A 21320-nucleotide genomic window follows, 5' to 3' on the forward strand; every position below is an offset into this window, starting at 1 on the left:
ATTTTTCGTGCACAATTCTCTCTTAAGTATGAGACACGGGAGAGCATTGATGCACGGCGACACCCACCCAACAGCCCTGAAGGTGCTGCAGGAGGTATTTGGCTACGACAGCTTTCGCGACCCGCAGCAGGCTATCATTGAGCATGTAATTGCTGGTGGCGATGCGCTGGTATTGATGCCCACCGGCGGCGGCAAGTCGCTGTGCTATCAGATCCCAGCGCTACTGCGCGAAGGCACCGCGATTGTGATCTCACCGCTGATCGCGCTGATGCAGGATCAGGTAGCGGCACTTCAGCAGAACGGGGTCAAGGCGGCCTACCTGAACTCCAGCCTCGATTATCACGAGGCGGTCGATGTGGAAAACCGCCTGCGGGCGGGCGAGTTGGATCTTTTGTATGTCGCGCCCGAGCGGCTGGCCACGCCGCGTATGCAGATGCTGCTGGAGCAGACCCGGATTGCGCTGTTCGCCATTGATGAAGCCCACTGCGTCTCTCAGTGGGGCCACGATTTCCGCCCAGAGTATCGCCAGCTTTCCCAGCTTCACCAGCGCTTTCCCCAAGTGCCGCGCATCGCCCTCACGGCCACTGCCGATGTGCCCACCCGGGGCGATATCATGGAGCATCTGCAGCTCCAGGAGGCGGCGCTTTACAACAGCGGCTTTGACCGACCTAACATTCGCTACCATATCGCCGAGAATCAGGGTAACGCCAAGGAACAGCTGCTGCGCTTTATTCGCGAGCACCACGACGGCGAGGCGGGTATCGTCTACTGCCTTTCCCGGCGCAAGGTGGAGGAGACCGCCGCCTGGCTGGAGCGCCAGGGGCTGACGGCACTGCCCTACCACGCGGGGCTTCCCCCGGAGCAGCGCCAGCACCACCAGACCCGCTTTCTGCGTGAAGATGGCGTGGTCGTCGTGGCTACCATCGCCTTTGGCATGGGCATCGACAAGCCGGACGTGCGCTTTGTCGCCCACCTCAACCTGCCCAAGAGCATCGAAGCCTACTACCAGGAGACCGGCCGCGCCGGGCGCGACGGCCTGCCCGCCGATGCCTGGATGGCCTACGGCCTTCAAGACGTGATCACGCTGCGCCAGATGCAGCAGGACTCCAGCGCCGCTGACCATCAAAAGCGCATCGAACAGCAGAAGCTCGACGCCATGCTGGGACTATGTGAGATCATCAGTTGCCGTCGCCAGGCGCTTTTGCACTACTTTGGCGATCATCTGGACGCCCCCTGCGGCAACTGCGACAACTGCCTCACCCCACCCGAGACCTGGGAGGCCACCGTGGCGGCACAAAAGGCGCTCTCCTGTGTCTACCGCACCGAGCAGCGTTTCGGCGTGACCTATCTCGTGGACGTGCTACTAGGCAAAAGCAACGAGCGCATCACCCGCTTTGGCCACGACCGAATCAGCACCTACGGCATAGGCAAAGACCTCTCCGCCAGCGAGTGGAAAGCGCTCTTTCGCCAGCTGATTGCCAGCGGCTTTTTAAGCGTGGATATGGAGGGGCACGGCGGCATTAAGCTCACTGCCAATGCCAAGCCGGTGTTGCGCGGCGAGCAGAGCCTCACTCTGCGCAAGCCAAGCAACAAACCCAGCAAAGCCAAAACCGCGCGACGGGGAAGCAAAAGCGCTTCTGCGCCCCAGGGCCACGGCCCACTGTGGGAAGCCCTGCGCCAGCACCGCCGGGAACTGGCCGAAGCCCAGGGCGTACCAGCCTATGTGATTTTTCACGACGCCACCCTGGCTGCAATGGTCGAGCAGAAACCCCAAAGCCTAGCGGCACTAGGCGCGATCTCCGGCATCGGCGCGCGCAAATTGACGGATTACGGCGAGGGCTTTCTGGATGTCATTCTGACGCATCAGGAAACCGAGCAAAGCAGTTGAACCAGCGCACCGGGGATAAAAAAGCTCAAATGGTCGATATTTTCAAAATTCGCTCACTTGGCGTAATCTATACATAAGTGAGGAGGACAATAGATGGCTATTCAACACAAAACCGCCGACAAACGCCGCGAAATGGGAGCCGCTGCGATGCGCACCTACCCCAACATTTCACACGCATGGGGTTTGAAAGAGAACGAAGCCGCTCTGCTACTCGGGGTGCCTGATTCCACCTATCGGCGTTGGAAGCAGGCACCAGAGAATGCCCGCCTGGATGCTAATCATCTGGAGCGGATGTCGTTGATTCTCGGCATCTACAAAGCACTGCATATACTGTTGCCCAATAAAGAAGCGGCTAACAGTTGGTTGCAGCGAGCCAACCGTAACCCTCTTTTTGCTGGCCACACACCAATGGAGCGTCTGTTAAATGGACACGTCTCCGACCTCTACGTTGTTCGCCAGCATTTAGATGCAGCGCGTGGTGGGGGGCATGCGTGACATTCCCGTTGAGCAACGTTACGTGGCGGCCCAGTTACCGCGTTATTCCCTCGCGTTTCCCTCCCATTGATTTATTCGAAGGCGTCAACAGCAACGCTGATGACTGGGACTTACTCAATGAGCTGGAGGGTGAAACCTCCGCAAGGCTACGTGAGGAAGCGGGAGCTATTCACTTGGTTCGTGATGACGACCGTCGCTACGGCCCCGGCTGGACGCCCGTCATGGCGGCCTTCAGCCACTTCCCCGCGACCGGTTCGCGTTTTAGCGATGGCACCTTTGGCGCCTACTACTGCGCACTCACCGAAGCCACCGCCATTGCCGAAACCGTTTACCACGCAGAGCGCTTTATGGGGGAGTCAAACGAACCGCCCATGATGCTTCAGCAGCGTGTTTATCTGTCAGATTTAACGGGCCAACTAATTGATTTACGCCGACAGGATGCGGCCCAAACGCTTCTCAGACCGGATAGCTGGGCAGCTGGGCAAACCTTGGGGAGAAAAGCCTGGGAGGAACACACGGACGGCATCGTTTACCCTAGCGTTCGAGACCCTGAAGGCGAGTGTGCCGCTGTGCTACGGCCGCCCGTGCTCTCCGCCACAAGGCAAGGACGGCATCTTGGCTATGACTGGGATGGTCAGCATATCCGCCATGTCTATGAGCTAACGCTATTGGGCTAGCGATTAACTTTCGCTCCTAATTTTCGCCGCGCCTCAGGCAGTGTTCGCCGCGTGCTATCGCGGCGGCATCAAATACGCCGGTATCCAACACCCAAGCCGTCACGAGCTTGGCGGGAGTGACGTCAAAGGCCGGGTTCCATACCGGTGCATTATCGGGTGCCCAGGTAACCTCACCAAAGGCACCAGCGACGCCGCGGATCTCAGCGGGGTCGCGCTGTTCAATAGGAATGTCCGCACCAGTAGCACAAGCGGGATCAACCGTAGTGTAGGGAGCCACCACATAGAACGGCACCTGGTGGTAGTGAGCGATCACCGCCAGCATGTAAGTACCCACTTTATTGGCAAAGTCGCCGTTGGCGCAGATACGGTCGGCGCCCACCATCACTTTGTCGACTTTCCCTGCTGCCATTAGGCTGGCGGCCATGCTGTCGGTAATTAGCTGGTAGGGAATGCCCAGGTCGGCCATTTCCCAGGCGGTTAAGCGGCCACCTTGGAGCAGCGGACGGGTTTCATCCACAAACACATGCAGCTCTACACCGCGCTGCTTGGCCACTGCCAGCGCACCAATGGCCGTACCCACCCCGGCGGTGGCCAGGGCGCCAGTGTTGCAGTGGGTCAGCACACGGTCACCCGTTTTCAGCAAGTCAGCGCCCCGCTCAGCCATGCGTTGGCACAGCGCACGGTCTTCTGCAAACAGTTCAGCGGCACGTTCGGCCAGGGCGTTGGCGCCTTGCTCAAAGCAGGCTTCCATGGCATCCAGGCAGTACATTAAGTTAACTGCGGTGGGACGCGTGGCGCGTAAGCGATCACTTACCAACTGCCAATCATTTTGTGGATGGCGAGCGGCGTATTGGGCCAGCACGAAAGCGGCGCTCAAACCAATCAACGGCGCGCCGCGAATCGCTAAGCTTTTCACCGCTACCTGCCACTCTTCTGGCGAGTCACAGCGCACCCACTGCTCCGCCTGGGGCAGTTGGGTTTGATCCAAATACTCAAGGTGGTCGGCATAGATCCGCAAACTGCGTGATTGAAGATGAGGCATCGATGGACTCCTTGAGCACTTGATCGGAACAGCTACACGGCTTATCAGCCGCGAAGCTTATCATATAGAATGGCTGCCACTAGAAGAGGCGACGCAGATCCTATGATGACGCTACAAACTGAACTGCTGGCCGCCATTTCATGGGCGGCGCAGCAAGGCTGGACGCCAGCCACTGGCGGTAATTTTTCCGCCCGTACCGAGGCGGGCTATCTTGTCACCGCTTCTGGCCGGGATAAAACCCGCATTCAGGCCGATGACCTGCTGCTGTGTGACCTTGATGGCAAAGTGCTTGAAGGCAACGGCAAGCCTAGCGCAGAGAGTGACCTGCATGCCGCGCTCTACCGCTTGGACAGTACCATTACCTGCGTGTTGCATACCCATACGGTAGCCAGCACGGTACTCTCGCGTCGCTTCCCCCAGGGCATCGAGCTAAGCGGCTTTGAGATGCAAAAGGCGCTAGCGGGCAACGTTACCCACGACGCTACCATTACGTTACCGGTGGTGCCCAACGCCCAGGATATGGAAGAACTGGCCGAGCACGTGCGCAGCGGCTGGCCAATGCCCTGGGGCTTTTTGGTCGCAGGGCACGGCATTTATGCCGTGGGCGATAGTATTGCCAGCTGTCGCCGCCACCTGGAAGCGATTGAGTTTTTACTTGCCTGTGTTCTTGAAGAGAGTCGCTGGTCTTAAATGAGCAGTCTTAAATGAGCAGTCTTAAATGAGTAGCCTTAAATGAGTAGCCTTAAATGAGTAATTCAACTGTTCGCGCCATTGTGACCGATATTGAAGGCACCACCACGGATATTAACTTCGTTCATAAGGTGCTGTTTCCCTACGCCCACGCCAAGCTGCCCGACTTCTTACGCGCTAATGCAGAAACCCCAGCCGTCGCCGAGCAGATCGACGCCGTGCGCAGTGAAATGGGTGCCCCTGATGCCACGCTGGAAGCAATCATTGCGCAGTTACTACATTGGATCGAGACTGACCAAAAAGTAACTCCGCTGAAAGCACTGCAAGGTATGGTGTGGGCCGATGGCTACCAGCGCGGCGACTTTAAAGGCCATCTCTATAGCGATGTAGCCCCTGCCCTGCGTCAGTGGAAGGACTCGGGCAAGGCGCTGTACGTTTATTCGTCGGGCTCAGTACAGGCCCAAAAACTGCTGTTTGGTTACAGCGATGAGGGTGATTTAACGCCGCTGTTTAGCGGCTACTTCGATACCCATATTGGCCATAAGCGCGAGGCTACTGCCTATCAGCGTATTGTCGCCGAGCTTGACCTGCCGCCAGCAGCGGTGCTGTTCTTGTCGGACGTGGTCGAAGAACTGGACGCCGCCAAACAGGCAGGCATGCAAACCCTGCAGTTGGTGCGCGAAGGTACCCAGCCTGGCAACACCCATGCTTGCGTTACTCGCTTTGATGAAATTGCGCTTTAGGAGAGCTTACGATGTCGCAACTGAAAGTATTTGCTGATCAAAACCCTAACGATGCCCTGATCGACACCACTGACGGCGAGCAGATTACTACTGAGCTAAACAAGGTGGGTGTGCTTTTTGAGCGCTGGGCCACGCCAGGCGAGATTGCCGCTGATGCCACCCAGGAAGATATCTTGACGCTTTATCAGCAAGATATCGACCGGGTAAAAGCCAAGGACGGCTACCAAACCGTCGACGTGCTGCACATGGTGCCTACACATCCAGAAAAAGAGGCCATGCGTCAAAAGTTCTTGAACGAGCACCGTCACCACGAAGATGAAGTGCGCTTCTTCGTCAAAGGTCAGGGGCTGTTCTGCCTGCACATTGAAGACAAGGTGTATCAGGTTCTATGTACCCGCAACGACCTGATTAGCGTACCGGCTAACACCCCTCACTGGTTCGATATGGGCCCAGCGCCAGAATTCACCGCGCTACGTTTCTTCGACAACGTGGAAGGCTGGGTGCCCCACTGGACCGAAAGCGATATCGCCGGGAAGTTTGATCGCCTGGATCAGCTTTAAATAGTTCTGCTGTAAGCCTAGGCAGGGCCGGAACAAACCTACGCGGGGGCGCTGTAAACCCATCCCTGGGCGCTACTTTCGCCATCCATGGCGAAAGACCCCCGCTACGGCTTGTTCCGGCCCTGCCTGCTCGTTCTAACTCTCCTGTAAACCGCTTACAGCACCTCTTGCTGGTTATAAGCCCTGGCTAAATCCGCCAGCGCGGCAAGATCGCTGTAGGCTTCCGGCTCCATAATCAGCGTTTGACCCATCAGCACATTGCGCGCTTCAAGCTTGGCGCGCAGTCCAGTGTCTTCTATCTCTTCAAAGTCGGCGTTGTGGGCCAGTGATAAAACACGGCGGTGCATTTCGATGCCGCAGTAGGCCAGCGCATCCAGGCGGATCTCTTCAAGCAGCGCATCACAAGCGTCGTCGGCGCTATTGCCCTGCTCTTCAAACAGCGATTTGGGAAATAGAATGCCCGTCCGCTCGGTTTGCCACAGGTTGCGGAACTCGGCATCAAAGTGGCTAAAGCACGCCTCGATCACATCAAGAATCCACGCCTGATACTCATCAAGCTCACCTTCTTGTCGGTGAGCAGGCTGGCTGAAGTAGGCCATCAGAAAGTTGGCCACCGCCATACCCAGGTCAAAAGCCATCGGCCCGTACTGAGAAAACTCGGGGTCAATGACCCGCACGTCGGTATCAGTGGCCATAATCGAGCCGGAGTGCAAATCACCGTGCAGCATGGTTTCCGTGTTCGCGGTGAACTTCATCAACAGCCGCTGCACTTTGGCTTTTAACCGCGCATTACGACGCAGCTCATCTACCACCGGCGAAAGCTCCGGCGTGTGATGGTTCATTTCGGCGCCGTAATAGGGGTCGGTAAACACCAGCGATTCGGTGATGGCAGGAATTGCTACGTTGCCGGAGAACAGCCCCACATCCGCTTTTTTCTCAGGGCTGCTCAGCGAAAGCTCCGAGCCTCTAAATGCCGTGCGTGCGCAGAATTGGCCGATGGTTTCGCCAAGTTGAGCGACTCGCTCTCCGTTGATTAACTTGCGGCGCAAAATAGTGTGGGGGTGCAAATACTCCATCACAAACAGCGCCTGGGGTTTATCGAAGTAGTAGACCTCAGGGGCTATTCCCGGCGCCCGCTTGGCTTGGCGAATCAAAGCGTAGTATTCAAAGTGGGCGCGATAGATCGGTAGCGGCCAGCTTTCGCCCACCATGCGAACATAGGGAAGCGCCTGCTTAACCACTACACTGCCCACGTCACCGGAAACAATAAACACCAGGTTGAGATTGCCGTCACCTACTTCGCGAATCTCCCAGTTGGCGGGTTCACCGCCCACTCGACTAGCCACCGCCTCAATACCACCCAATCGCTCGGATAGGGTGTCGACGCTGAGTGCGCGGTAATGTTGATCAATCTCCAAAGGTCATCCCTCACAGAATGTTTAAATGTATTATTGGCCGCACTGCCCGCAACTATCGTGCTGATACACCTAAGCCACCAACAGCGTCATCAGAGGAGGGTGAATCAACCAAACTAGCCTCTCTGATACGGTTGCGGCCCTGCCGTTTAGCTTCATAAAGCGCTTCATCCGCTTTTAACAGCAAGTCGGCGGGTGTAAGGCCTACTGTGGGGCGTAGCACCGCAACACCAACACTAATGGTAACAATGCTATGCGCCGAGACACCGTGGTTAGGAATCCCTAAGGCTTCCACACTGCACCGTATTCGCTCTGCCGCTGGTTTTGCCGCCTCAGGTGTTGCATTGGTCATCAGAACTAAAAACTCTTCGCCGCCAAAGCGTACGACTAAATCGGAATCACGGCTATTGGCCTGCATAGCTTTTGCCACTTGCCGTAAACAGACATCACCTTGGGGATGTCCATAGTAGTCGTTGTAAGCTTTGAAATGGTCGATATCGATAACCATCAGCCCTAAACAGAGGCCTTTATCGGCAGCCTCCTGCCACCGGATAGGCAAAACTGCGTCGAACTGGCGTCGATTGGCAAGATTCGTTAAGGAATCGGTGACCGACATCCGCGTCAACTTTTGATTGTCTTGTAAGTAATAGCCCGCCCGGAGCTTTTCTTTCAACACATGCAGGTAAGAGGTTCGCTCGCTCTGCTCGAAGCGATAGTTTGCCACCAAGGTAAATAGCGCCTGAGCGATGATAGTAAACATCGCTAGCCGTTTCACCTCTGGCGGCATTGGTTCATAAGGTAAAACAAAAACCAATATTATTAATATGCTAATAGCGGATGACACACAGGCATAGCTAAACCGTAATGAGTAAACAATATTACCCACCAATAAAATAAGGCCGAAAGAGAAAACATCCAGGTAAGAGTAAGGAACGGTGGATTCCGCAACTATCAAACATGAAATCACCGTTGCAACGATTACTGTACTCGCCATTAATGTTTCACGTTGCGCTGCTGACACCCCACGGGAAACCCACCACAGGATCGGCAAACCAAAAGGCAGCATCACCCCAACCCTTAACATAAGCGCCGTGGTGAAAGTATCCGGTCGGAAGCTGTAGTCGTTAATCAAAAACAAGCAGTAGATGACCACCGATATCAGCCCCGACACTACCATCTGACGACTGCGCTGGCGCTGAGTATCAGCTTCAAAACGCGCTTCCACTTGATCAGCAAAACGTAACCGCCCAAACCCTCTTCCCAACTCGCTTTCCACCGCTGTCAGCAGCGTGTCATTGACCATTACTCGCCCTCAATGCCTTACCCAATTACTCACGGCTTTCATGCATCATTAATAAACACCAGAAGCCAACCATCATGTTCGAGTACGACGATAGTGTGCCACAATAACATTTAGTTAAAATGAATCTTGGTGTAAATTTTAAACAAAAACTTACCCAAACTTTCATTAAATGACCATTCAAAAAAGGAGGCTTACGATGCAGCGCCAACAGAATCCGGTGACTAACGACTGGACTTTCATCATTGGGCATCGTGAGTTAGTAGTGCATCAACGCTATGAAGTGTTGAGCATGATCAACGATTTCATGCTGGGCATTTGGTTTACGATCGGCAGTATCTGCTTTTTTTACCAGGGTGCCGTACAAACCGTCGGCGTGTGGTTATTTGTGATTGGCAGCATCCAACTGCTGATTCGTCCGGCGATTCGTCTTCACCGCTATGTCTATTTTAAGCAGTTGCCGGACACAGACCAGGATGCTTAGACGTACAAGGCTTAGCATTGGCAGCTTCAGCTAACGTTTGAAGAGACATCACTTTTTCAGTAATGCCTGTATTAACGAGGCGCATTAAATCCGTGAAATACAAGCCCGTTCACCGTAGCTGGCTATCTTTACTACCACGACGGTTATAGCCACTAAAGGCCGACTGTTTTTTGTCTAGCTCACCCTGACACACCACGCACAGCCGAACGCCCGGAATCGCTTTACGGCGCGGCTCCGGAATGGGGTCGCCACACTCCTCACAAGTCTCAAGACTTTCGCCACGAGGTAGTTGGCTACGAGCACGCTGCACCGCATCTTCCAGTGTGCTCTCCATCTGCTCTTGTTCGGCGCCATCTTTCGCCCATCCACCTGCCATGGTCACCTATCTCCCTTATGTTCAAAAAATTGCTCAAAAACAAATGTTCAAAGACAATCTTAAAGCATAGCAGTAACGCCAGTGGTTAACGCAGAATGCACAGAGCTAAGGTGTTAGGCCTGACCGTCTTTGGTTATAGCACCAGGCTCCTCTCCCCCCTCAAACACATCAGGATATTTTCGCTTGGCCCGCACTAAGCGAATAATGGTGATGATGTTGGTGACGACGATCAGCCCTTCTGCAACAGTACCGCCGATCGTGCCAATTAGCAGGTTGTTCAGCATCCAGGCGAAGGCAGCCAGCCCCAAAAAAAACCGCATGGCAATGCCGCGCATTAGAAACATGCCAACGGTTCCCAGTACCATGGCCGCCACCGGCAGAATATCTACCCAGCTTTGCCACGTGAAGGCTGCAGCGATACCGCTGGCCAGCAAGACGCCAGTCATCACGGCCTTACTTCCCAAATAACGGCGAGCCAGAACAATCCGCACTATCACCAAAACCGTTAGCGCGGCCGCTGTCCAGCTCTCGAAGAATACGAACTGCAGCGCAAAAGCCACATTGGCGGAAATCAGTAACACCAAGAGGCGATCGTCGTTTTTACTGGCAAAGGCCACTACGCATATCACCAGAGCCACCAAACCACAGAGCTGACCAGCCAGGGCACTATGGCTTAGGTTGTCTAACATTAATAACGCTCCTCTTTTGTATGCTGTCGTTTTTAAAAGCTGCCGTTAGCCCCATACTGGCACAGTTAGCGTTCGCCCTAACCCAGAAACCGAACGCCTTGGGCGGCCAACGGGCTGCGAAGCTTATCTGGCAGCGGCACATCGGTCACCACGGCATCATAATCACCCAGTTGACCCGCGGCGCAGCGTAGTGGCAGGTCGAACTTGGTTTTATCCAGCACTAACACGCGATAACCGGCATGGGCCAACAGCGCCTCTCGGGCCATCACTTCGTCGTCGTTGTAGTCATAAAGCTGGCCATGGCTATCCATTCCCCCCACCGACACAATCCCCACATCGGCACGGTAGCGTTGAAAAAAGCGCCAGGCATCGCCGCCAATCACATCCTGATCACGACGACGCACTCGTCCACCCGCCACCACTAACTCACACTTCAACTGGCACAGCTTAATCAGCGCATGCAGGTTATTGGTCATGATATGCAGGCCTTGCTTATCACTCAGCGCATCGGCCAGCTGCTCAACCGTGGTGCCCGTGCCTAAGAACAGTGCTTGATGATCCTGTACCAAGCTCGCTGCCCGCGCCGCAATCTGACGTTTACCCGCCACGTTCACAATCTGACGCTGGTCGTAGCCGATATTTTCCTGCTCGGGAAACGGCAGCACCTCACCTTGGCGGCGCAGCACCAGACCTTTATCGGCCAGGTGTCGAATATCCCCACGCAGGGTTTGCACAGAAACCCCAAACTCGCCTGCCAGGCTGTCTACCGACTGGCGCCCTTGTGAGTGGATTCGCTGTAACAGCTGTTGTCGACGTTCGAACTGGCGCATAACCCCTCTCGGCACAACGAAAGCAAAAAGTGCAGCAAACGAAAGCCACAAAATGTTGAACGAAAGCATAGTGTCACTTTGTTGTAAGCAGATGACAGTAGCTTAGGTGGGGTTCACTCACTGGAGGTTTACCCATGTTGAAGCGCCCCCTGTTATCTATTCCGACATCTGCCCTTACTACTGCCGTCGCGGTAGCCAGCTTTTCCCTTTCGGCTCAGGTAGCGGCGAACGAAACGCTAACGCTCTACACCAGCCAGCCCAATAGCGATGCACAGCAAACCGTTGACGCCTTTGAAGCAGCCTATCCCGATATTGAAGTGGAGTGGGTACGCGACGGTACCACGCGCTTGATGACACGGCTGCGCTCGGAGCTTTCAGCCGGGGTGAGCAACCCTGACGTGCTGCTGATTGCCGACAGCATGACCATGGAATCACTCAAGCAAGAAGGCCATTTACAGCCTTACCTAAGCGATGAGCGCCAAGCCTATGACGCTGACCTGTATGACCCAGAAGGCTACTACTACGGCACTAAGCTGATCACCACCGGGATTGTCTATAACATCGGCGCCGAGCATCAGCCGCAAAGTTGGCAAGACCTGCTGGGGCCTGACTACGAAGGGTTGGTCACTATGCCCAGCCCGCTCTACTCCGGCGCGGCTCTGATCCATATGGCGGCGATTAGTGCCAACCCAGAATTAGGCGCCGAATACTACGACGCCCTGCACGACAATCGCACCGAAGCACAAGGTGGCAATGGTGGCGTATTTAACGCCGTGGCCGCGGGCACCAAGCCCTACGGCATCGTGGTGGACTTCCTGCCGATTCGTGAAGCCGCCAAAGGCTCGCCGGTCGAATTCGTGTTTCCGGAAGAGGGCGTGAGCGCGGTAACCGAGCCGGTCGCTATTATGCAGGGCGCAGAGAATGTCGATGCCGCGCAAAAGTTTGTTGATTTCGTGCTTTCCCAGCAGGGCCAGGAACTGGTCAGCCAGCAGGGCTACCTGCCTGCCCACAACGACGTCGCCCCACCGGAAGGCTTTCCCGAGCGCGATAGCATTACCCTGATGCCGGTTGATACCGAGCAGGCATTGGCGCAGGAAGAAGAACTCAAACAGCGTTTTAGCGACCTCTTCGGCGGGTAATCATGACGCCCGCTCTCAACTATGATAAGTACGGCAGCCAGCACCGCTGGCTGCTTTCAAGCCTGCTGATCGCCATTGTACTGCTGAGCCTGGCACCCAGCCTGCGCCTGCTGTTCGAAGCGTTGAGCGACCTTACCCAAGGCCGCCAGTCGCCGCTATGGCAGGTACTCAACAGTGCCAGCACTTGGCGAGCACTCTGGCATAGCCTGTATACCTCGGGGCTCGGCATGCTGATCGCCCTGATCCTGGGTAGCCTGTTCGCCTTTGCCATCACGCTCACCAATGTGCGCGGCAAAGCGTGGCTGGTGTTCTGCTTTATGCTGCCGATGATGATTCCGCCCCAGGTTACCGCCTTGAGCTGGCTGCAGCTCTTTGGCCCGGCCAGCCCGCTACTGAAAAGCATTGGCTTGGCGCCACCACTGGGCAGCCCGCAACCACTCTACTCCGCTGAAGGTATCGCCTTACTGCTGGGTATCCAGAGCGCACCGCTGGTGTTTTTAGCCCTGCGCACCAGCCTGCTTTCGCTACCCCGAGAGCTTATTGAAGCCGCCCGCATTAGCGGTGCCAAACAGACCCAGGTGTGGGGTCACATTATTCTACCCGTGACCCGTAGCGGCTTGATCGCCGGGGGCGCGATGGCGTTTATCTCCAGCCTGGGCAACTTTGGCATCCCCGCCATGCTGGGTATTCCCGCAGGCTATTACGTGCTGCCCACACTGATCTACCAGCGTATGGCCAACTTCGGCACCGGGGTGTTGGCAGAGATGGCTGCGCTCTCCTTGCTGATTGGGTTACTGGCACTGGCCGGGGTGGCCTTGCAGCAGCAGTTGATGAATCGCAGCCGCTTCGGGCTGGGCGGCCATAGTGGGCGTTCACACGATTTCACCCTGGGAAGTTGGCGCTCTCTGGTGACCGCCACGCTCGTTGGTATCTTACTGATTATTCTGGTCGCACCGCTGCTTGCGCTCATTATCAGCTCGCTGGTACCCGCCATGGGCGTGCCGTTAAACGCTGAGACCGCCACTCTGAACGCTTACGCCGAAGTGATGGGTCGCCAAGGCGCCACATGGCGAGCGGTGAACAACAGCCTGTGGCTGGCGGGCAGCGCGGCGGTGGTGCTGATGCTGCTCAGTCTGCCATTGGCTTACCGGCTACAGCGCCTGCCGGAACGTTGGCGGGGTGTGGTACTCAGTGCCATCGAGATTCCCTATGCGCTTCCCGGCGTGGTATTGGCCATTGCCTGCATCCTGCTCTTTGTTCGCCCGCTGCCGATTATCAATGTGGCGCTCTACGGCACCCTGGGGCTGATTTTTATCGCTTACCTGGCGCGCTTTCTGGTGGTTTGCGTTAAGCCTGTCGCCGCCAGCCTGGCGCAGTTGGATCCTTCCCTTGAAGAGGCGGCACAGCTCGCGGGTGCAGGCCCCTGGCGGCGCCTGGGCAGCATTATTTTACCCCTGGTCGCGCCCGCGCTGTTCGCAGGCGGCCTGCTGGTGTTTCTGCTGGCGGTCAACGAACTGACCGTTTCCGCGCTGCTCTGGAGCGCCGGTAACGAAACCCTCGGCGTGCTGATTTTCAACCTCGACGAAGGCGGCGAAAGCGTGCTGGCCTCTGCGGTGTCAGTGCTGGTGGTGATCATGGTCGCCTCGCTGATGCTGACACTCAGTTTACTGGCGCCGCGTTTACCTAAAGGAGTCATTCCATGGCAGAGTTAGGCATGGCAGTGCCATCTAGTGCAGGGCTATCGATCGATCGTGTTACCAAGCGCTTTGGCGAACAGACGGCCGTTGATGCGCTGTCGCTGACGATCAATCCAGGCGAGTTTGTCGCCCTGCTCGGCCCCAGTGGCTGCGGCAAAACCACCATGCTACGCATGTTGGCGGGGTTTGAAACCGTCAACGACGGCACGATCCAATTAGCCAATCGCACCCTGGCCAGCGCCGATACCCATGTGCCTCCCGAGCAGCGCAATATGGCCATGGTGTTCCAGTCCTATGCGCTTTGGCCGCATATGAGCGTGGCGGACAACGTCGGCTACCCGGTCAAACTGCGTGGCCTGCGCGGGGCGGCGTATCACCAAAAGGTGCAGCAGGCCCTGGCCCTGGTGGAGCTCGATGCCTACGCCGATCGCATGCCCCAGGCCCTCAGTGGCGGCCAGCGCCAACGCGTCGCTCTCGCGCGCTGCCTGGTCAGCGACCCTTCGGTGGTACTGCTGGATGAGCCATTGGCCAACCTTGATCGGCACCTGCGCGCCACCATGGAGCACAGCTTCCGCGATTTTCACCAGCGCACTGGCGCCACGCTGGTCTATGTCACCCACGACCAAACCGAAGCCATGGCACTGGCGGACAAAATCGCCGTGATGAAAGCGGGCAAGCTGGTTCAGTGGGGCGCCCCCGAAACGCTTTACCAGCAACCGAGAACCGCCTGGGTAGCGGGCTTTATCGGCCAGGGCAGCCAATTAAAGGTCGCCGCCGGACATCCAGGGAAGCTCCTTGAGGGCGCGGCCCTGATGCGCGGGCTGAACACCATCGAGTCCGAACGAACCCAAAGCGTGCTGGTGCGCCCGGAACATATTCAGATCAGCGCAGCAATCGCTTCCCCCGCAACTCCCACTCATAACCAGCTTGCCGCACAGGTGGAAAACGTGATTTTCCGCGGCGAGCGCTATGAGCTCACACTGCGCCTGTCCAGTGGGGAAACACTGCTGGCCTACCACCACACCGCGCCTGACCTGGGTAGCCAGGTTGCCGTCGACCTTCAGCAGGGCTGGTGCCTGGAGCCCGACCAATGAGTGTCACTATCGAGATTCTCAGTGGTTTAGGCGCCAAAGGGCCTGCTGCGATAGTGGTAGAAGCCCAGGGAAAACGCCTACTGCTGGATGCAGGCGGTGCACTCCACCCGGATGACACCATTACTTGGGCGAACAACCTGGATGTGGATGCCGTACTGATCAGCCATGACCATATCGACCATATCGGCGGCGTGGCCGAGCTAGCGGAGAACGTGCCACTTTATTGCACACCGCTGGTAGCCAAGGCCTTGCCTCACAACCGCCCCTGGCACCCACTGCCCGAACGCGGCACGCTAGAGGTGGAAGGCATCACCGTTACCACCGGCCAGGCGGGGCACTCGCTAGGTGGTGTATGGTTACATTTAGCCGTTGGCAACGGCGTACTCTATAGCGGCGACGCCTGCTTTGAGTCGTCTGTGTTTCCTTTTGATACCCCGCCGAAAGCGGCTATTGCACTACTGGATGCCTCCTACGGCAGTTACGACCAGCCCCAAGCGTACTGTGTTCAGGCTATTAGTGAGCGCCTTGATCAGCCGCTGGCATTTCCGGTGCCGGAAACCGGCCGCGCTCTGGAGATGGCACTCTGGCTGGCGAAAGAGGCTGACCGGCGGCAGTTAACGCTCGCCATCGACCCGGTGATTCGCGACAACCTGGCCGCGCTCTTGGCTCTGCCTGCAACACTGCGTCGGCCTGGGCTCGACCACTCGATTCGCTCGCTGTTAGCGCGGCAAAACGCTTGCCCGCCAACCCTTCAGTTGATGTGCGATCGCAGCGATACGCCGGAACAGTGGCCCGACCACCACCTACTTCACACAGGTTATCTGACCCCTGACCGCCGCGCCGAGCTAGCGGCAGGCCAAATCAGCTGGCAGCGCTGGAATGTTCACCTACGTGCGTCGCACCTGGTGGCGCTCGCCGATCAGTTGGGCGCCACTCAAGTGGTGCCGCTATTTACCCCTTTTAGCGATAACGCATTAAGCGCGTGGCATGGACTGCTAGGCGAGCGTCTCTGCACTGCCCAGCGTTTATATGCTCCTTCACGTCTAGTCACCCGTTCCAGTTTAGGGAGTTTTGCATGTCCGCAGTAATTGTTGATGTTGACGGCACCTTAGCCGAGTTTCACCCCCACCAGGTCAGTGACTGGGTGCTGGGCAGCCAGAAACAGTGGGAGCCCTTCTTTGCCCATATGGCCGAAGCACCGGTGATCGAAGCGGTGGCCAAGCTGGTCAAGATACTGAAGGCCCAAGGCCAGCAGATCGTGATTTGCAGCGGCCGCCCGGATAGCCATCGTGAGCATACCCAGCGCTGGCTAGAGCGCCACACCATCCCCTTTGATGCCATGTACCTGCGCCCTGAGGGCGATGACCATGTGGATGATGAAGCGGTAAAAGAGGCGTTACTGGAGCGCATGCGCAGCGACGGCTTTGTGCCTTGGCTAGTGCTGGATGACCGTGACGCTGTGGTCGCCCAGTGGCGCGCGCTCGGGCTTACTTGCCTGCAGTGCGCGCCGGGGGATTTTTAAGCGGATAATAATCAGATAATAGGTAGGCAGGCGATAGCGATGACATCGTTGCGATAATGATCGCTGCGCTTGTATTCGCGGTAGCCTGTCGATGCGACCATAGCGGATAAATAGCGGTTGCCCTCAAACTCTAATTGCTTAAAGCAGCGCTCTCCATTGCGTAAACTAAGCACTTCTGCATAGCTGTCACCCAGCAGTAGAGGCAATGAAATATCGGGCAGTGTAGAAGAGATCAGTTGGCCTTCAGCGTCGACAAAAAGAGCAAAAGGAGGCGGCAACGGTGCCCCGCCAGCGGGGAGATTGTCCGCTAGGATCTGGCGAAACTCTGGGGTCGCATCAAATACGGTGACAATGCCACCGACGATGGTGTGGCTAGTAAAGTCCATCACCGGTGCACAGTAAAGGTAAGTGGCGCCACCGGCATATAGCACGCTCTCTAGCAATGCTGACACGACATAACCCTGGTCAGAATCAGTCGTTAAGCACGCTGCCAGCGGCAGGGCTTCAGGCACGTGCGTTCCCACCAAGCTTGAAACGTTACTGTCAGAAACAGCGATAATAACGCCCTGCTGATCAAACACTAAAATATTGGTGTAAACGGTATAGAGGCGGTTAATAGAGCCAATCACCTCTGATAGCTTCCTGCGCGCTTGCTCATCGCCTGTTGAGGCTGGGCTTAATTGCCTGCGAATTCGCTCATCCAGTGCCCACCAGCGCACATCATTTGCACGCTCATAAAGGTTGCGATCCATAATGCTCACCATGCTAAAAGCGCGCATGGAGGCATCTGCTATGGCCGTTAAACTCATGCCTTGACTCAGGGTGGAAATCGACTCTTCAAATAACCGATCCGTTAAGATGCCAACTTCACGAATCTGATTTAACACAGGTACCAGCTCTAATGCCTTATGGCGAACCGACACAATATGGCCATTGATAACTGCCAGATTAAGCTGCTGCGCAATCATACTCGCCTGATAGCGAATACTGCTTAACTTACCTTTTACCACCTCGACTTCGGCTGAAACGGTATGTGCGTTGCGCTTTACCAGCGCATCTTTTGATAGCTCAGTGAGTGCGAGGCAGCGCCAACCCAATCCCGCATACCCCTGGTAAGGAGACCCCGTCACCTGACGACAGGCGTAGTGTTTTCCATCTAACATCATGACGTCTACGCCACTGGCGCCTATTTCATAGAGCGACGCATTGAGCGCTAACGAGGGCAAGCTGGAAGCAACCACTCGGCCATGGCTATCTAACAGCGCAAGTTCGAACGCTCCATCCGCTACCTCTTCGAAAATACCGCGCACCTCTTCATCAAGGTGAAAGCTCAGCGCAAGATAACCCAAACGCTTGTTCGATTCCCCTTGAACGATAGGGGCAATAAACAGCAGGGCCTGTTTCAGGTGGGGCGCTAAAGAGATTGGCGCAAAATATTCAATGTAACCGCTACCCAGTTCCAGCAGTGTTTGCTGCAAGGCGGCGTCACACAATGAGTTACCTTCTGGGAAGTTTAGACTGGTACGGAGGGTGCCCTCTATATCGAGCAGCATGACGTCATCATAAACTGAATATTTAGCAATATAGCGGGCTAAGTGCTGTTGAATATCGATTTCTCCTGGCTGGCTCTCCATGTAAGCGCACAGGGTGCTATCCGTTGACAAAAAACCAATATCAGCGGAACGCTCAAATAGATTGCGCACCAGCATATCGACGGCGATCGCCGCCCTACCTCCCAGCACCATCTCGTATTCCCGGGCATGCTCTTCGATCAATGCCTCGGCAAGTTGAACGCGCAAGAGACGAAACCGGTCTTGGACTTCCGTCACACGATCCAAAACGCCGTTACCCCCACTGCGACTGGCCACCTTACCCACCAGGGCAATAATGGCTAACCAATCATCCAAATGAGATAACTGGCGATCGTAGTGCTTAACATAAGCGGGCGTTTCCAACGAGCGCGAGGCAGGCGCTCTGCCAGCAGAGGTAAGTGTGCCAACATGAGAAGAGCGAGCGCCATCTCGGCTGGACAAGCCCGGTGATAAAGCGTGGGTAGTCATAGTGCCACCTTGCTATCAAAGCATCTGCCAAAAAGTTAAAGCCGAGAGACATTAAACCGAGCCAAGTGACTTACTATAACCTTTTGCCGTTTAACTCAAACAATTAAGTCTAATTGAAGGGCCTATCTGCATAGTGCTTCGATACTGTTTCAAGTTTTCGATGCTGCCATGCTGCTTTTTCGCTGCCTCAACAGCACTGCCAGGGGCACCAACGCAACGGGGATCAACACTAGGTTAAGCGTCGCCCAGCCTAAACCGCTGACCAAGGGCCCAGCGAGCAACGCAGTGATCGCGGCGGTGCCAAAGACTAAAAACTCGTTGGCGGCCTGGGTACGCGCTTTATCCACCGGACGGTAGCTCTCGGTAAGCAGCCCGGTGGCGGGCAAAAAGGTAAAGTTCCAGCCCAAGCCCAGCAAAATCAGCGCCACGTTGAAACCGGCTAAACCGATACCCAACTGAGCGACCAAGGCACTGGCCACCAGCAGCAGGCAGCCGGCCACAATGACTTGCTTAGCGCCGAAGCGGGTGGCCAAATGGCCAGTAAAGAACGAGGGCAGAAACATCGCCACCACGTGCCACTGAATGGTCATTGAAACGTGGTTAAAGTGGTGCCCCGCCCCCGCCATGGCGAGCGGTGTGGCGGTCATGGCCAGATTCATTACGCCGTACCCGACCATTGCCGCGCTCACCGCCACAATAAATCCAGGCTGGCAGAGTATCTTACCCAGCGGCAGTGCGGTGCCTTCACCGTGGGTGCGGGATGCAGGCGGCAGTTGCGTCAGCATCAGCACCACCAGCGCCAGTGCGTAAAGCGCTGCCAAGCCCACAAAACTGCCCAGAAACGGCACCTCCCCCAGCTCACGGCTCACTCTGGCCAACCACGGCCCGGCAAATGCAGCCAGCACACCGCCCCCCATCACCAAACCAATCGCCCGGTCACGCATCGGCGTAGGGGCAGCTTCCACCGCGGCAAAGCGATAGAGCTGACCAAAGCCAATGCCGATACCAATCAGCCAGGTTGCCAGCAAGAACAGCCCAAAGCGCTCGCCGATCAGCGCCTGCACGGCGAGCAGTGCGCCCACCAGTCCCACAAGGTTGCCCAGTATAAAGCCGCGCTTCCGGCCCAGCCTGGCCATAATTAACGAGGCGGGAATGGTGGCACACATCAGCCCCAGCCACTGGGTGGCGACCGGCGCGGTCGACCAGGACGCACTTGGCGCCAAAGACGCCCCAATCAGCGGCGAAACGGCAATCAGTAAGACATTACCGGTAACCAGTAGCGCCTGGCAGAGCGACAATAGGGTGACGGTTAAAGGCATGAAACGCTCTCCTGAATAGAATCATCTGTATGGGAAGACGCAAAGCGCTGGCGATATACCGAGGGTGATACGCCGTAGTAACGCTGAAACTGGCGGCGCAGCTGCTCCGCGCCGCCCAGCCGCCAGCGTTGTGCCAGGCGCTCGAGGGATACGTTTTCGCGCCCGTTGAGCAGCGCCAAACGCGCTTGTTCAAGGCGTAGCTGGGTCAGGTAAGCGCCGGGGGTGGTATTTAAGTAGCGCCTAAATAGCCGGGTTAAATGGCGCGGGGAGACCGCCATCAGGTCGGCCATGCTCTCAAGCCCGTGATCTACGCTGGGGTCGGCGTGGAGCTGATCCAGCAAACGGCGCAGCGGCCCCGCCTCTTGTTGGTGTCGCAGTATCTCGCTGAACTGCGACTGCCCTCCTGGGCGCTGTAAAAACACCACTAGCTCACGGGCCACTCGGCCAGCCAGATCAGCACCGTGATCTGCCTCTACCAGCGAAAGCGCCAAATCAATCCCCGCCGTTACACCGGCGCTGGTGTAGCGGCCGTTGTTTTCGATATACAGCGCATCGGGTTCGACGCTTAACGCGGGGTACTCATCCGCCAGTTGAGGTGCATGACGCCAGTGGGTGGTGACGCGGCAGCCATCCAGCAACCCTGCAGCGGCTAACAAAAATGCCCCGGAGCAGATCGACCCAAGCCGTCGTACCTCTGGGGCCACTTCACAAAGTACCTGCTTCACTGCGGTTATTTCACGCTGCTGTATCACGCCGCTGCCGCCCGCCACCAACAGCGTATCCAGGGGCAGTAAATGGGTAAGTTGATGGTAGGTGTGCGTAGCGTGCACGGCTAGGCCGCCGTTGGTGACAACCGGGCCAACGGCATCGGCGACCAGGGTCAACTGATACAACGGCTGGGGGCTTAGCGCATTGGCGCTGGCAAACACCTGCCAGGGGCCGCTGACATCCAGCAGTTGGCAGTCGGGGTAGGCAAATAGAGCAACATGGCGAGTCACAGTCTCTCTCCGCTAACGGGGAATCGAAGCATTAGAGAGAGTGTCAGCGCTGCGCCCTATGTCGGCAAGGACGATTACCCCACCGATATGGACATTTCGCTAGATACGCTATTCGAAGAGTATTCATTAGCCTGTTTTATCTAACGGGGCCACCATGACAGCTTACAGCTTGCCAGCCCCTTAAATATCCATTATAGCTTATGAAGTATATAACTTAGCAAAAAATGGATATTTCTCACCGATGAATATACTTTCACCTTCCCCGCTTTCACTACCCGAACCTCTTCCTTGGCCCAAGGCCT

22 protein-coding genes are annotated in these 21320 nt (G+C 56.6%); 13 read left to right on the forward strand and 9 right to left on the reverse strand.

Annotated features, from left to right (window positions below; genetic code table 11):
• Positions 1 to 49: 49 nt before the first annotated feature.
• From recQ to U738_RS11975, 3 genes are all read left to right on the forward strand, one after another.
• A complete protein-coding gene (gene recQ / locus U738_RS11965; protein ID WP_035580708.1) occupies positions 50 to 1888 on the forward strand; it encodes a DNA helicase RecQ in 1839 nt (612 codons plus the stop codon).
• 93 nt (positions 1889 to 1981) lie between these two features.
• Entirely contained in the window at positions 1982 to 2383 is a 402-nt protein-coding gene (locus tag U738_RS11970) for an MbcA/ParS/Xre antitoxin family protein (RefSeq protein WP_035580711.1), read from the forward strand.
• Positions 2380 to 3060 carry an RES family NAD+ phosphorylase gene (locus U738_RS11975; protein WP_035580714.1) on the forward strand — a complete coding sequence of 227 codons (681 nt, stop codon included), beginning with the start codon at positions 2380 to 2382 and terminating at the stop codon, positions 3058 to 3060. The genes U738_RS11970 and U738_RS11975 overlap by 4 nt, the downstream gene beginning before the upstream one ends.
• A 16-nt stretch (positions 3061 to 3076) precedes the next feature.
• Here the strand turns inward: U738_RS11975 and mtnA are convergent, their stop codons facing one another.
• Positions 3077 to 4102, reverse strand: coding sequence for an S-methyl-5-thioribose-1-phosphate isomerase (gene mtnA / locus U738_RS11980; protein ID WP_035580717.1), 1026 nt, complete (start codon positions 4100 to 4102; stop codon positions 3077 to 3079).
• Positions 4103 to 4204: 102 nt separating this feature from the next.
• Between mtnA and mtnB the strand changes: the two genes are divergently transcribed.
• The 3 genes from mtnB to U738_RS11995 are packed head-to-tail and all read left to right on the forward strand — an operon-like array spanning position 4205 to position 6095.
• The gene (gene mtnB, locus U738_RS11985; protein ID WP_050713078.1) at positions 4205 to 4792 is read left to right on the forward strand and encodes a methylthioribulose 1-phosphate dehydratase; all 588 of its coding nucleotides are present in this window, start codon (positions 4205 to 4207) and stop codon (positions 4790 to 4792) included.
• Between the two features lie 56 nt (positions 4793 to 4848).
• Positions 4849 to 5535, forward strand: a complete 687-nt coding sequence (gene mtnC / locus U738_RS11990; protein ID WP_035580720.1) for an acireductone synthase — start codon at positions 4849 to 4851, stop codon at positions 5533 to 5535.
• Positions 5536 to 5546: 11 nt separating this feature from the next.
• Entirely contained in the window at positions 5547 to 6095 is a 549-nt protein-coding gene (locus U738_RS11995; RefSeq protein ID WP_035580722.1) for a 1,2-dihydroxy-3-keto-5-methylthiopentene dioxygenase, read from the forward strand.
• A 155-nt stretch (positions 6096 to 6250) separates the two neighbouring features.
• Here the strand turns inward: U738_RS11995 and mtnK are convergent, their stop codons facing one another.
• Together mtnK and U738_RS12005 are read right to left on the reverse strand one after the other, a co-directional pair.
• Positions 6251 to 7513 carry an S-methyl-5-thioribose kinase gene (gene mtnK / locus U738_RS12000; protein ID WP_035580725.1) on the reverse strand — a complete coding sequence of 421 codons (1263 nt, stop codon included), beginning with the start codon at positions 7511 to 7513 and terminating at the stop codon, positions 6251 to 6253.
• Between the two features lie 52 nt (positions 7514 to 7565).
• Positions 7566 to 8786 (reverse strand): GGDEF domain-containing protein, encoded by a 1221-nt coding sequence (locus U738_RS12005; protein ID WP_235208644.1) that lies wholly within the window; start codon positions 8784 to 8786, stop codon positions 7566 to 7568.
• A gap of 223 nt (positions 8787 to 9009) precedes the next feature.
• On the opposite strand from U738_RS12005, the gene U738_RS12010 reads away from it, so the two are divergent.
• Complete coding sequence (locus tag U738_RS12010) at positions 9010 to 9294, forward strand: YrhK family protein (protein ID WP_050713075.1); 285 nt, start codon at positions 9010 to 9012, stop codon at positions 9292 to 9294.
• A 109-nt stretch (positions 9295 to 9403) separates the two neighbouring features.
• On the opposite strand, the gene U738_RS12015 is transcribed toward U738_RS12010, so the two are convergent.
• From U738_RS12015 to U738_RS12025, 3 genes are all read right to left on the reverse strand, one after another.
• Positions 9404 to 9670 carry a DksA/TraR family C4-type zinc finger protein gene (locus U738_RS12015; RefSeq protein WP_035580731.1) on the reverse strand — a complete coding sequence of 89 codons (267 nt, stop codon included), beginning with the start codon at positions 9668 to 9670 and terminating at the stop codon, positions 9404 to 9406.
• A gap of 113 nt (positions 9671 to 9783) precedes the next feature.
• Positions 9784 to 10359 carry a YgjV family protein gene (locus tag U738_RS12020; RefSeq protein WP_035580734.1) on the reverse strand — a complete coding sequence of 192 codons (576 nt, stop codon included), beginning with the start codon at positions 10357 to 10359 and terminating at the stop codon, positions 9784 to 9786.
• Between the two features lie 77 nt (positions 10360 to 10436).
• Positions 10437 to 11189, reverse strand: coding sequence for a DeoR/GlpR family DNA-binding transcription regulator (locus tag U738_RS12025; RefSeq protein ID WP_035538847.1), 753 nt, complete (start codon positions 11187 to 11189; stop codon positions 10437 to 10439).
• A gap of 134 nt (positions 11190 to 11323) precedes the next feature.
• Between U738_RS12025 and U738_RS12030 the strand changes: the two genes are divergently transcribed.
• Genes U738_RS12030 through U738_RS12050 form a run of 5 tightly spaced genes read left to right on the forward strand, consistent with a single transcriptional unit; the run spans position 11324 to position 16641 of the window.
• Complete coding sequence (locus U738_RS12030) at positions 11324 to 12328, forward strand: ABC transporter substrate-binding protein (RefSeq protein ID WP_035580737.1); 1005 nt, start codon at positions 11324 to 11326, stop codon at positions 12326 to 12328.
• A 2-nt stretch (positions 12329 to 12330) separates the two neighbouring features.
• Positions 12331 to 14040 (forward strand): ABC transporter permease, encoded by a 1710-nt coding sequence (locus U738_RS12035; RefSeq protein ID WP_035580740.1) that lies wholly within the window; start codon positions 12331 to 12333, stop codon positions 14038 to 14040.
• Positions 14028 to 15119 carry an ABC transporter ATP-binding protein gene (locus U738_RS12040; protein ID WP_035580743.1) on the forward strand — a complete coding sequence of 364 codons (1092 nt, stop codon included), beginning with the start codon at positions 14028 to 14030 and terminating at the stop codon, positions 15117 to 15119. The genes U738_RS12035 and U738_RS12040 overlap by 13 nt, the downstream gene beginning before the upstream one ends.
• Positions 15116 to 16207 carry an MBL fold metallo-hydrolase gene (locus U738_RS12045; RefSeq protein WP_035580746.1) on the forward strand — a complete coding sequence of 364 codons (1092 nt, stop codon included), beginning with the start codon at positions 15116 to 15118 and terminating at the stop codon, positions 16205 to 16207. Before U738_RS12040 ends, U738_RS12045 begins: the two co-directional genes overlap by 4 nt.
• Positions 16195 to 16641, forward strand: coding sequence for a phosphatase domain-containing protein (locus tag U738_RS12050; RefSeq protein ID WP_035580748.1), 447 nt, complete (start codon positions 16195 to 16197; stop codon positions 16639 to 16641). Before U738_RS12045 ends, U738_RS12050 begins: the two co-directional genes overlap by 13 nt.
• Positions 16642 to 16652: 11 nt before the next feature.
• Here the strand turns inward: U738_RS12050 and U738_RS12055 are convergent, their stop codons facing one another.
• The 3 genes from U738_RS12055 to U738_RS12065 all read right to left on the reverse strand — a co-directional run bounded on the left by U738_RS12055 (position 16653) and on the right by U738_RS12065 (position 21018).
• Positions 16653 to 18701 carry a cache domain-containing protein gene (locus tag U738_RS12055; RefSeq protein ID WP_035580751.1) on the reverse strand — a complete coding sequence of 683 codons (2049 nt, stop codon included), beginning with the start codon at positions 18699 to 18701 and terminating at the stop codon, positions 16653 to 16655.
• A gap of 149 nt (positions 18702 to 18850) precedes the next feature.
• Positions 18851 to 20020, reverse strand: a complete 1170-nt coding sequence (locus U738_RS12060; RefSeq protein WP_035580753.1) for an MFS transporter — start codon at positions 20018 to 20020, stop codon at positions 18851 to 18853.
• Positions 20011 to 21018 carry a GlxA family transcriptional regulator gene (locus tag U738_RS12065; RefSeq protein ID WP_035580756.1) on the reverse strand — a complete coding sequence of 336 codons (1008 nt, stop codon included), beginning with the start codon at positions 21016 to 21018 and terminating at the stop codon, positions 20011 to 20013. Before U738_RS12065 ends, U738_RS12060 begins: the two co-directional genes overlap by 10 nt.
• On the opposite strand from U738_RS12065, the gene U738_RS23335 reads away from it, so the two are divergent.
• Entirely contained in the window at positions 21007 to 21162 is a 156-nt protein-coding gene (locus tag U738_RS23335; protein WP_157693152.1) for a hypothetical protein, read from the forward strand. The genes U738_RS12065 and U738_RS23335 overlap by 12 nt on opposite strands.
• Positions 21163 to 21320 lie beyond the last annotated feature (158 nt).

The organism is Halomonas sp. TG39a (assembly GCF_000744395.1).
GTDB lineage: Bacteria > Pseudomonadota > Gammaproteobacteria > Pseudomonadales > Halomonadaceae > Vreelandella > Vreelandella ventosae_B.

Bases quoted from the DNA above. Each gene is read 5' to 3' on its own strand.
- recQ (WP_035580708.1), top strand. From the start codon at position 50: ATGCACGGCGACACCCACCCAACAGCCCTGAAGGTGCTGCAGGAGGTA.
- U738_RS11970 (WP_035580711.1), top strand. From the start codon at position 1,982: ATGGCTATTCAACACAAAACCGCCGACAAACGCCGCGAAATGGGAGCC.
- mtnA (WP_035580717.1), bottom strand. From the start codon at position 4,102: ATGCCTCATCTTCAATCACGCAGTTTGCGGATCTATGCCGACCACCTT.
- mtnB (WP_050713078.1), top strand. From the start codon at position 4,205: ATGATGACGCTACAAACTGAACTGCTGGCCGCCATTTCATGGGCGGCG.
- mtnC (WP_035580720.1), top strand. From the start codon at position 4,849: ATGAGTAATTCAACTGTTCGCGCCATTGTGACCGATATTGAAGGCACC.
- U738_RS11995 (WP_035580722.1), top strand. From the start codon at position 5,547: ATGTCGCAACTGAAAGTATTTGCTGATCAAAACCCTAACGATGCCCTG.
- U738_RS12010 (WP_050713075.1), top strand. From the start codon at position 9,010: ATGCAGCGCCAACAGAATCCGGTGACTAACGACTGGACTTTCATCATT.
- U738_RS12015 (WP_035580731.1), bottom strand. From the start codon at position 9,670: ATGGCAGGTGGATGGGCGAAAGATGGCGCCGAACAAGAGCAGATGGAG.
- U738_RS12020 (WP_035580734.1), bottom strand. From the start codon at position 10,359: ATGTTAGACAACCTAAGCCATAGTGCCCTGGCTGGTCAGCTCTGTGGT.
- U738_RS12025 (WP_035538847.1), bottom strand. From the start codon at position 11,189: ATGCGCCAGTTCGAACGTCGACAACAGCTGTTACAGCGAATCCACTCA.
- U738_RS12030 (WP_035580737.1), top strand. From the start codon at position 11,324: ATGTTGAAGCGCCCCCTGTTATCTATTCCGACATCTGCCCTTACTACT.
- U738_RS12035 (WP_035580740.1), top strand. From the start codon at position 12,331: ATGACGCCCGCTCTCAACTATGATAAGTACGGCAGCCAGCACCGCTGG.
- U738_RS12040 (WP_035580743.1), top strand. From the start codon at position 14,028: ATGGCAGAGTTAGGCATGGCAGTGCCATCTAGTGCAGGGCTATCGATC.
- U738_RS12045 (WP_035580746.1), top strand. From the start codon at position 15,116: ATGAGTGTCACTATCGAGATTCTCAGTGGTTTAGGCGCCAAAGGGCCT.
- U738_RS12050 (WP_035580748.1), top strand. From the start codon at position 16,195: ATGTCCGCAGTAATTGTTGATGTTGACGGCACCTTAGCCGAGTTTCAC.
- U738_RS12055 (WP_035580751.1), bottom strand. From the start codon at position 18,701: ATGACTACCCACGCTTTATCACCGGGCTTGTCCAGCCGAGATGGCGCT.
- U738_RS12060 (WP_035580753.1), bottom strand. From the start codon at position 20,020: ATGCCTTTAACCGTCACCCTATTGTCGCTCTGCCAGGCGCTACTGGTT.
- U738_RS23335 (WP_157693152.1), top strand. From the start codon at position 21,007: ATGGCGAGTCACAGTCTCTCTCCGCTAACGGGGAATCGAAGCATTAGA.